The sequence below is a fragment of the Kitasatospora sp. NPDC051164 genome, from assembly GCF_044455625.1.
Taxonomy (GTDB): Bacteria; Actinomycetota; Actinomycetes; order Streptomycetales; family Streptomycetaceae; genus Kitasatospora.
Genome location: NZ_JBITFB010000088.1, coordinates 1 through 9,024 on the forward strand (window position 1 = coordinate 1; position 9,024 = coordinate 9,024).

Annotated in this window: 9 protein-coding genes and 1 pseudogene; 4 read left to right on the forward strand and 6 right to left on the reverse strand. The window is 68.8% G+C overall.

Annotated elements, in window-relative coordinates:
• Positions 1–189: 189 nt before the first annotated feature.
• The 3 genes and pseudogenes from ACIBEC_RS47120 to ACIBEC_RS47130 all read right to left on the reverse strand — a co-directional run bounded on the left by ACIBEC_RS47120 (position 190) and on the right by ACIBEC_RS47130 (position 1,998).
• Positions 190–735, reverse strand: a complete 546-nt coding sequence (locus ACIBEC_RS47120) for a hypothetical protein (RefSeq protein WP_360510102.1) — start codon at positions 733–735, stop codon at positions 190–192.
• A gap of 14 nt (positions 736–749) precedes the next feature.
• A complete protein-coding gene (locus tag ACIBEC_RS47125) occupies positions 750–1,148 on the reverse strand; it encodes a hypothetical protein (RefSeq protein WP_360510101.1) in 399 nt (132 codons plus the stop codon).
• A pseudogene (locus tag ACIBEC_RS47130) lies at positions 1,145–1,998 on the reverse strand (IS5 family transposase). Before ACIBEC_RS47130 ends, ACIBEC_RS47125 begins: the two are co-directional and overlap by 4 nt.
• A gap of 121 nt (positions 1,999–2,119) precedes the next feature.
• Between ACIBEC_RS47130 and ACIBEC_RS47135 the strand changes: the two are divergent.
• On the forward strand, positions 2,120–2,677 hold the full coding sequence (locus tag ACIBEC_RS47135; RefSeq protein ID WP_360510100.1) for a hypothetical protein: 558 nt from the start codon (positions 2,120–2,122) through the stop codon (positions 2,675–2,677).
• 240 nt (positions 2,678–2,917) lie between these two features.
• Here the strand turns inward: ACIBEC_RS47135 and ACIBEC_RS47140 are convergent, their stop codons facing one another.
• The 3 genes from ACIBEC_RS47140 to ACIBEC_RS47150 all read right to left on the reverse strand — a co-directional run bounded on the left by ACIBEC_RS47140 (position 2,918) and on the right by ACIBEC_RS47150 (position 6,819).
• Positions 2,918–5,227, reverse strand: a complete 2,310-nt coding sequence (locus ACIBEC_RS47140) for an FtsX-like permease family protein (protein WP_360510099.1) — start codon at positions 5,225–5,227, stop codon at positions 2,918–2,920.
• The gene (locus ACIBEC_RS47145; RefSeq protein ID WP_360510098.1) at positions 5,224–5,949 is read right to left on the reverse strand and encodes an ABC transporter ATP-binding protein; all 726 of its coding nucleotides are present in this window, start codon (positions 5,947–5,949) and stop codon (positions 5,224–5,226) included. The genes ACIBEC_RS47140 and ACIBEC_RS47145 overlap by 4 nt, the downstream gene beginning before the upstream one ends.
• 477 nt (positions 5,950–6,426) lie before the next feature.
• Complete coding sequence (locus ACIBEC_RS47150) at positions 6,427–6,819, reverse strand: hypothetical protein (RefSeq protein WP_360510097.1); 393 nt, start codon at positions 6,817–6,819, stop codon at positions 6,427–6,429.
• A gap of 80 nt (positions 6,820–6,899) precedes the next feature.
• On the opposite strand from ACIBEC_RS47150, the gene ACIBEC_RS47155 reads away from it, so the two are divergent.
• The 3 genes from ACIBEC_RS47155 (at position 6,900) to ACIBEC_RS47165 (ending at position 8,983) form a co-directional block, all read left to right on the forward strand.
• Positions 6,900–7,571, forward strand: coding sequence for an Imm21 family immunity protein (locus ACIBEC_RS47155; RefSeq protein ID WP_360510096.1), 672 nt, complete (start codon positions 6,900–6,902; stop codon positions 7,569–7,571).
• Positions 7,572–7,611: 40 nt separating this feature from the next.
• Entirely contained in the window at positions 7,612–8,184 is a 573-nt protein-coding gene (locus ACIBEC_RS47160; protein ID WP_360510095.1) for a hypothetical protein, read from the forward strand.
• Between the two features lie 133 nt (positions 8,185–8,317).
• Positions 8,318–8,983, forward strand: coding sequence for a hypothetical protein (locus tag ACIBEC_RS47165; RefSeq protein ID WP_360510094.1), 666 nt, complete (start codon positions 8,318–8,320; stop codon positions 8,981–8,983).
• Positions 8,984–9,024: the final 41 nt, after the last annotated feature.

Genomic DNA, 9,024 nt, shown 5'->3' on the forward strand with positions numbered 1-9,024 from the left:
AACATCACCCGCAGCCGCCTCGGACGCCTCACTCGCCAAGGCTTCCTCACCCAACCCGAACGAGGCCGCTACCAGAAACGGACTTAACGTCCTCTGAGACCGGCAACACTCCATCTCCGGACCGCGTGCGACGAAGGGGCGCTCCGCCAAACAACCGGCGGAGCGCCCCTTCATTGATTGTGCCCCGTCTCAGCTGACGGTCTCGTCTGTAGTAGGGACGCCTGCCTTGGATGCCCATTGGATCAGCCCAGCTCCGTATCGTTGGGCTTGCCAGTACCGGGTCCTGATGGCTCCTCCGCTCGTGGCTTGCAACGCCTCGGGATATCCAAAGTGCTGAATCAGACTGCTGCCAAGGCTGGCTGCCGCGGCGACCAGCGCGGGCCCCTCCTCGGCCAGGTCGTCGATGTCGAATACTCCTGACGCCTCCGGAGGCTGGGTCGGCGTCTGCGCACCGAGGCGTCCGCTGAAGCCGCGGGACTGGTGGAGTTCAGCCGGGATCTGCTCCGAGACAGGCCAGATGCTTGCCCGGACCGTAGCGCTTCCGCCGGCGGCAGCGCGGTCCCGGGCATGGCGGGCCACGAACCGCAGTCCGGAGATGAGGGCGAGGACCAGGTCCTCATCATCGACCAGGCTGGTCGCCGGGTCCCGATGTGCGAATCCGTTATTGTTCGACCGCCGGTCGGTCACGGCGAGCGCGAGGGTGCCAGCGCCGTTCTGGTGCAGCTCGCAAGCCAAGAACTTAGTGGACGTTAAGTCCGTTTCTGGTAGCGGCCTCGTCCGGGTTGGGTGAGGAAGCCTTGGCGGGTAAGGCGTCCGAGGCGGCTGCGGGTGATGTTGACAGACGTCTCGTCGGTGGGCATGCCGAGGAGTTCGTGCAGCTCGCGTGCCCGGAATGCCTGGTCGGGATGCTGGTTGAAGGCGTTCACGATGGCCTGGTAGGTGGTGTTCGTCTCGGGTGGTTCTGATTCGGCTCCTGCCGGCGTGACCTCCGCGATGATCTTTCGGGCGGTGGCCAGATCCGTGAGCCGCGCTTCGGTCTCTGTCAGGTCGGCGGCGAGCTCTTCGATCCGGGCGCGTAGTTCTGCGGCCCGGGCAGCGGCCTCGTCCTGCCGGGTCTGGAGGTCCGCCAGGAGTTCGGCGACGTTCACGCGGCCAGCCCGAGGGTGTCGCGCCAGGCCGGGGCTGGTGTGGTGAGGCGGCGGGTCATGTTCGCGGTGGAGGCCCAGTAGACCCGTGAGGCGGAGTTGTCGGGCCTGTGGTCGTACTCGCGGGCGAGGCGTCGATGCAGCATCAGGGTGCCGTTCGTCTGCTCCACCACCCACCGTTTCGGCTGTGGGACGAAGCCCTTGCCCTGGTCGGCCGGGTTGCGGCGGACGACCTCGACGTCGATGTCCAGCAAAGCACCGTGGATGACGACCTCGTCCTTGAAGCCCTGGTCCACCAGCGCCTTCTCCAAACGCATCCCGCACCGCTCGGCGACCTGGTCGAGCAGGGCGGTGCCGGCGGCGTTGTCGTGGGCGGAGGCGGCCAGGACGACGACACCGATGATCAGCCCCATGACGTCGACGGCCAGTCCCCGCTTGCGGCCCGACACTTTCTTGTTCGCGTCCAGTCCCGTCGTGGTCTTCGGAACACTGGCGGCCGCGCGGACGGACTGGGTGTCGATGATCACGAGGGACGGGTCCTCTAATCGGCGGGCCCTCTCCCGCACTTGGCAGCGCAGGAGTTCCTGGACCCGCTGGTCGAGCCCGTCCTGGCGCCACAGGCCGAAGTAGTAGAACACCGCCGACCAGGACGGCAGGTCATGGGGCAGATAGCGCCACTGACAGCCCGTCCGGTTCTGGTAGAAGACCGCGTTCACGATCTCCCGCAGATCACAGGACCCGGATCCCCGGTTGCCGATCGCGCCACCCGGCTCTGCTTCCAGGCCGTGATCATCGGCTCGATCAACGCCCACTGCTCGTCCGATAAGTCGCTCGGATACGCCCGTCTGTCCATGTGCCGCAGAACATCACCCGAACCACGACTGGCACGCCAGTACAGCCAACGTTCACACGTACGAGCGATCACAAGCCGAGAGAAAAGGGACTTAACGTCCACTAAGAGTGGAGCGCACCGTATGACCGCCAAGCCGATGATCGAGGGCCGGCGAGCTGACTCAGCCCGCCGACGCGAACGCGTCCTCAAGGCCCTCCGCCAGGCGGCCAAGGACGGCACCGAGATGAGCGTTTCCGCGATCGCTCGCGCCGCCAGGGTGGACCGCACCTTCCTCTACCGGCACCGCGACCTGCTCACCCAGATCCACACAGCCGCCAGTGAACCGCCGGGCACGAACGGAACGGGCCCGCTGGTCAGTCGGGCCTCACTCCAAGCCGACCTGGCCAGCGCCCACGACCGGGCCGGACGGCAGGCAACCCGGATCCGGCAACTGGAGCACAAGCTCGCCGAGTTGCTCGGCGAACAGGTCTGGCACGAAGCCGGAATCGGCGCCCCGGGAGACATCGAGCAACTGCACCGCCGCATCACGGCCCTGGAGCAGCAGCTTGTAGATCTCACCGCCCAGCTCGACGAGCGCGACCAAGAACTCGAAGCCGCACGAGCAGCCAACCGCGAGCTGATGACCAGGCTGAACACCCGGTCCCAGCCAGCCGACTTGGTGCACCAGCCAGGGCGCTGACGACGAGGGCGTCCCTACGCGACCTGGCACCGTCGACACTCGGGTTCGTCTGTTCCTCCGGCCATCCAGTCATCCGATCATCCGGCTATCCGTCGGCCAGGGCCGCAGCGGACCCCGCTCGCACCCGTTCCGCATTAGGCCGTGGCTCATAATTGATCTTGCGGTGGGGCGAGGAGAGATAACGGACGCGGCGTGGTCGCGGATAGAGCCGTTGCTTCCGCAGGGCGATGGTGCCGGACGTCACTCGTTGTGCAGCACCTCGGCGATCGGCAGCCGGGCCGCCGAGCGGGCCGGGACGAGGGCGCCGACGACGGCGATCACGACGCCCGCGAGGGCGAGGCCAGTGAGCAGCGGAGTGTTCCAGATGTTGATCGTCGACTCCGGGAAGATGATGCTTCCGACGTTCTCGATGAGCAGCCGGTGCGCCAGGATTCCGGCCGGGACGCCGATGATCGCGCTGACCACGCCCAGCCAGGTCACCGAGGTGACCGTCATCGCCACCACCTGCCGGGGCGTCATCCCGATCGACTTGAGCATGCCGAGGTCGCGGCGGCGCTCGCGGATGGTGAGTAGCAGGGTGTTGAAGACGCCCAGGGCGGCGACCACCGACAGCAGCGCGGTGAAGATCGTGGCGAAGCTGATGACCGCGACGATCGGACCGGCCGGGTTGGGCGCGAACACCGAGGGCGAAAGGCTCGGGTCGGCGGCCGACACCGCCTGCTGGTACGCGTCGGCGTCAGCGCCGGCGGCGAGCCGCACGTCGTACTCGGCCGCGTGCGGGTCGTCGGTGAGCGCGGCCCTGGTGGCGTCGTTGGAGTCGAACGCCCGAGCGTTGCCCTGACTTTCCTCGCCGACGAGGGTGACGGTCAGCTGCCGGCTATCGAGGTCCAGGGTGAGCCGGTCGCCGATCTTGAGCCCGTGTTGCTTGATGAAGACCGGCCCGGCCTCGATCTCGTTCGGCCCGGTCGCCACGCGGCCCTTCACCACCTGGAGCCGCTTGGAGTCGGCGATGTCGTCACCGCCGTAGAAGTCGGCAAAGACCGGCTGGGGGTAGCCGACCAGCCCGACCTGGACCAGCCCGCGGACGGAGACCCGCTCGGCGCCGGGGGTGGCGCGCAGCATCGCCTCGGTCTGGGCGGGAGTGAGCCTGGGCTCGGTCTTGTTGCCCGTGAAGTGGGCGGTCTGGACGTTGACGTGGGTATGGCCGTCGGCGTGGTCCACCAGCTTGGTCAGGGTGCTGCTCAGACCGGTCGTCACGGTCACGGTGAGCACGCCGAGCACGATCGCTGCCATGGTCAGCGCGGTGCGGGCGGGGCGGGCAAAGGGCTGGCCGAGGCCGAGGCTGACGGCGCGCGGCAGCCGTGTGCCGCTCAGCCAGCGCTGGACCTTCAGCCCGCGCCCGGTGCGCGGCGCGCTGCCGGCCGAGATGGCCTGGGCGGCGGAGAGCCGGTGGGCGCGCGAGGCCGGGACCAGGGCGGCGAGGACGACCAGCAGCGGGACGCTGATCAGGGTGGCGGCGGGCAGGTAGCCGGCCGGCTCGATCTTGGCCGTGCCGGTCGTGATCCCCGAGAAGGCGGACTGGAGGATCGGGTGCGAGGCCGCCCAGCCGGCTGCCGTACCGAGGACGGTGCCGAGGACCGCAGGCACCGAGACCATGGTCAGGTAGACCGTGACCACCTGGCGCGGGGTGAAGCCGATCGACTTCAGCACCCCGATGTGCCGGTAGCCGGAGACCACCGCGCCGCTCACCACGTTCCCGACGATCAGCGCGGCGACCACCAGGCCGAGCACGCCGAAGACCGTCATCAGCGGCAGGTAGGCGTCGGCACCCGCCGAGAAGGCCTGCTTGAGCACCAGGTACGACTGCGCGTTGGTGAGCGCGTCCTTGGGCAGGCCCTCGGTGGCCGTGCCCAAGGCGGAGGTGAGCTGCTGCTCGCCGGAGGCGTCGGAGAACCGGTAGAGCATCTGCCGGCCGGTGGGGTGCAGGGCGGCCGCCTGCTCGGGAGCGACCCACCCGCCGGCGCTCTGGCTCATGCTGGTGGCGAAGCCGACGACGGTGAGCTGCTGACCGCCGCTGAGGGGGAGCGAGTAGTTCAGGAACCTCTCCGTCGCGCCCCCGAACGGTTCGTTGATGACCACTTCGCCGGGTTTGGTGGCCCACCGGCCCACCAGCAGCTGCACCCGATCCACCGGCCCAGCCGGGTCGGAGCGGCCCACCAGTGTCAGCGCTCCGGGCGGGCGGCCGATCCAGTCGGTGGGGATCTTCACTACAGCCTGGTCGAAGGGCCCGGCAGTTGCCTCGACGCCCGGCCGGTGGGTGGTGGCGGCCAACTGTTCCGGCGAGGCCTTGGCCGGGTCGAAGGCGGCGACGACGTGGGCGCCGCGTTGCCCGTCAAAGGCGTCGTCGAACGGGGCCCGGGCGGCGCTGATCACCGCGAGGGCGAGCAGCACGGTCGCGGTGGAGCAGAACACCACCAGCCCGATCACGATGGTCTGCACCCGGCGGCGCTTCACCGCGGCCCGGGAAGCACGCCACACAGCACCGCTCACGACTGGGCCTCCAGCATCCGCTCGCGCGCCACCTTGCCGTCCGCGACCTCGACCAGCCGGCTGGCGCAGCGGGTGGCCAGGTTGGGGTCGTGGGTGACGATCAGCAGGGTCTGCCCGATCTGGTTGAGGTCGATCAGGAGGTCCATCACCTGCTCGCCCGAGCGACTGTCCAGCGCGCCGGTCGGCTCGTCGGCGAGCAGCAGCGCCGGACGGTTCATCAGGGCGCGGGCCACCGCGACGCGCTGGCGCTCGCCGCCGCTGAGCGAGGCCGGGTAGACGTCCTTGCGGTGGGCGACGCCGAGTTCGTCCAGCAGCTCCAGTGCCCGGCGGCGGGCCTGGCGGGCGGTGGTGCCGGTCAGCTGGGCGGCCAGCGCGACGTTGTCGAGGGCCGGGAGGTCGTCGATCAGGTTGAAGAACTGGAAGATCATGCCGATGTGACGGCGGCGGAACAGGGCCAGCCCGTTCTCGTTCAGCCGCCCGAGGTCCTGCCCCTGCACCCGGACGGTGCCGGAGCTGGGCCGGTCCAGCCCGGCCACCATGTTGAGCAGGGTGGACTTGCCGCACCCCGAGGGGCCCATCACGGCGACCGCCTCGCCCGCCCTGATCCGCAGGTCGAGGCCGTCGAGCGCCTTGGCGTCGCCGAACTCCTTGTGCACCCCGGACAGCTCGACGACGACCTGCGCGTCGTCCGGCCGGATGGTCCCGTCGTGGTCGTTGCTCATGGTCGACGACGGTAGGCGCGGCGGCCCGGGCCGGGCGTCCCACCCCAGGTGTAACCGCAGGTCGCCGTAGTACCGGGGATGTACGGGGGCGGCACCCCCGGATGATGTCGATGTCCCACGCGTGGGACAGCATCGATCTGGTCCTGTCGGTGCGCGCGGCCGTCGCGCTCCAGGGCGCGGTGCAGGTCGCGGGCCTTGGCTTGGAACGGCCCGCTCGGCAGCCGCAGAGCGGCCTCCAGCGACCCGATTCTGCAGTTTGCGCAACCGGCACTGCGGCAATCTGCTCGACGGACCGTCGAGGGCCTTCCCGGAGGTCGTGTACCACCCGTAGGCCCGGTACGGCGGCGGGCGGCCGCCACGGGGGTACGGCCGCCCACTGCCCGCTAAAGCAGCCCGAAGGGGCGGCCGAGCGGTAATCGCTCGACCACCCCTTCGCCATGTCCGCCGGTGAGCCTCCTTGCACCACACCTGTTGCGATCAGTAAGTTCCGGTCCCAGGCCACTGACCTGCGAATACTCCGGCGGGCCCCACATCAGGCCTGGCGACCCCGAGAGAAGCGGCAAGCCACGGCTGGCGGATCGTCAGCGCGGGGACATCGGCGGCGGGCTGCGCCGGCGGTCCGGGCAGCTCGCCGATGCGGCGCAGCGCTTCGGGGAGGGCGGTGTCCCAGTCGCCTTCGAAGCACATGCCGCGGTCGTCGATGTAGATCGCTCCGCCGAGTTTCTTGTTCGTGACCAGCAGGGAGGTGCCGAGCCAGTAGGCGCGGTCGGGGTCTTCGTCGACGATGGCGTCGAATCCGTGGCTGATCAGCCAGGCCGCGATGGCGGGGTGGTAGCGGCGGTGGCGGGCCGTGACGTTATGTAGGTCCACCAGCTCTGTCCGTTGTCCGCCGCTCAGGCAGTAGCCACCCGGGTTCCCTGCTTGTCACTGATCAGCGGCACACTGCGCGCATGAGTACTGATCCACATGACGTCCGGATGACCCTCGATCTGACCTGGGTCGAATCCATGGGCGGTCCGCTGATCGTCGTCCCGCTGTCCGCACTGCAGCACTGGGGTGGCTGCACCGAGGACGGCATGATCATCGGTGACGGTGACCAGCCTGACGACTACGACCGGGCCTGCAAGGTCGAGGGGCTGGCTGAGGTGATCGGCCTGCGCGGCCCCGGCGCCGCCTGCGCGCTGGTGCTGGGCGACGAGCCCGCCACCACCTGCTACCTGCCTGAGCAGAGGGCCTTCATGCGCTGGGTCGCTGCCGACTCCGACGCCGAGCTGCTCGCCGCCACCGACGCAGTACTGAACGACCCGGCGACGCCGTGGGAGGAGTGCGGCCTCTGGGAGACCGACGGACCGGCGGTCCTCATGGACTCGGCCGAGGCCGGCAAGAACCTCGGCATGCCCTACCCGGACGGCAGAGGCGAACCGGACCAAGCTCCCGTCGACCTGCCCGCAGGACGCTGGAAAGTCCGCGCGTTCCACAAGACCGGCGGCTCCCCCTGTATCAGCGTGGTTCAACTCCTCCCGGAGGCCGACTGCCAGTCGACAACGACTCCCTGGCCCGAACACCGAGCTCTGCGCGAGCTCGGCGGCACCTGGCAGTCTGCTGGTCGGCGATTGACATGATGGGCGGCGGCAAGTCTCAGGTGTGTGAAGAGGAGCGACTATGGCGTCCACGACCGAACCCGATCTCGGAGTCTCCGAACGAGACGAGTGGTCCTACTCGCCGGCTGTCGGCGTCGGACCGCTCCGCTTCGGTATGACCGTCGATGAAGTGGTCGAGGCGGCCGAGATACTCGGCCAGACGAAGGTCAGCGATTGTGCACGGCGCTACGCGGTCTTCTCACCGACTTGGAAGGTCGAAGTCCACCGTCGCGGGGTGGCTCCTTCACTGCCTGCCGTGACGGCCTATGTGAGCCAAGTTGTGGGGCTGTTCTGCATCGCTGCCGACGCCGTGCACGGCCCCCAGGTCGCGTACGACGGGCTCCCGCTGGTCGGGAGGGACCTGTCGGAGCTGGAGAGCGACGCCATCGCGTATGCCGAGGCAATGGATGTGCACTTTCGCTACACACCCGAGGGCTATGCAGGGCCCGGTGATTCCGGGGTCGTGATGCGCGGGCAACTGGTCGGTCAGGTCCTCCGATCGCGTCCGCTGTTCATGGTGACGCGCGACGGCGCGCATACCGAATGGGACTCGATGCCCTCCGAGGAGTACCGCAACGGCCAGTCCACGGCCTGACGTGGTGTGACTCACGACGTGGGTGGAGGAGATACGCCCCCAATGCGCCAGCTAAGGCTGTCCCGCAACCGGCGGGCCCTCCGTACCGGTCGCCGGATCCGGCCGTGTCAGTGGCTGGTGACAGGCTTACAGAGTGCTGATCAAGCGATACGACGACGCTCCTCTGGTCGCCGGAGAGTCGCTGCTGGCCTGCCCGGGCTTCTGGTCGAACCACCTCCTCGCGATGTGCAGTGGCGGCGCTGGCGCTGAGCGTCCAGTTCCAGAGTGGTTCGGCGATGACGGAGCCGATGCCGACGCCTTGTCCGAGGTCCTGTTCGACCCCGAACGCTGGCCAGTGTTCCGGGTACCTGCGGCAGAGGGGTCGGGGGTCGTCGTGGTCTACCGCAACCTGGTCGGCGACTACGGCATCGACTACCTCCTCACCCATCCAGACCGGAGCTCTGCACAGCAGCTCGCCAGCTGGGAAGGAGATCTTTCGGGGACAGGGCTGACGTGGCGCGAACTGGTCCGAATCGCCGACAACCCCGTACCCGGGTCCGACGGAGTCGAGAACCCTGACGCCCGGCTCCTACTCGTTCTTCCCCTTCTCAACGACCTGGACGTCCCTGAGATGGCGTCGGCAAGGCTCAGCGCGGCACTGGTTACGGCGGGAGCCCCGCAAGACACCACTCCGAACACGGCGGAGCGCATGCTCACCCACTTGATGAGGGGGGCGCGACACGATCCCGCATGGAGCTCGCCCCTTAGTGGTTGTTGTCTTTCCGGTCTTGATGGCTGTGTTTCTGCTGGTCAGGCATAGGGTCGGTGACCCCGTGGCAGTGGTGACGTGTTGTGTCATCG

What these genes read in the sequence shown, in the direction of transcription:
- ACIBEC_RS47135 (WP_360510100.1), top strand. Translation starts at nt 2,120, where the DNA reads ATGACCGCCAAGCCGATGATCGAGGGCCGGCGAGCTGACTCAGCCCGC.
- ACIBEC_RS47145 (WP_360510098.1), bottom strand. Translation starts at nt 5,949, where the DNA reads ATGAGCAACGACCACGACGGGACCATCCGGCCGGACGACGCGCAGGTC.
- ACIBEC_RS47155 (WP_360510096.1), top strand. Translation starts at nt 6,900, where the DNA reads ATGAGTACTGATCCACATGACGTCCGGATGACCCTCGATCTGACCTGG.
- ACIBEC_RS47160 (WP_360510095.1), top strand. Translation starts at nt 7,612, where the DNA reads ATGGCGTCCACGACCGAACCCGATCTCGGAGTCTCCGAACGAGACGAG.